The 290-nt window shown below is 34.1% G+C and carries 1 pseudogene; it reads left to right on the forward strand.

Annotated features, from left to right (window positions below):
- Window positions 1–102: 102 nt before the first annotated feature.
- Window positions 103–290: pseudogene (locus tag D1831_RS14785) on the forward strand (oligosaccharide flippase family protein); the annotation flags it as partial.

Raw genomic sequence — 290 nt, forward strand, 5'->3', positions numbered from 1 at the left:
TCGCTAAACTATACATTAATCGTAGCCTTGTTTTTCACTTCGTTGTTGATGGTCAATTCAAGTAATTTTGTAAATTGGTACTATGGAGATAGTTTTGCCAGTATGGCAAATAACATGTATTGGGTCAGTCTGATAGTCATTTTTATATCATATGGCGGTGTATTCTCCAACCAATATATGTTAGCGAAAGGACAGTATAAAAGATTTTCGCTTCCGTACTATTTAGGCGGTATTCTCAATATATTATTAAATGTGGTATTTGTCAGTACTTTTTCTGCAAATGGGGGAAC

The organism is Lactiplantibacillus garii (assembly GCF_003885105.1).
In the GTDB taxonomy this organism is placed as follows: domain Bacteria; phylum Bacillota; class Bacilli; order Lactobacillales; family Lactobacillaceae; genus Lactiplantibacillus; species Lactiplantibacillus garii.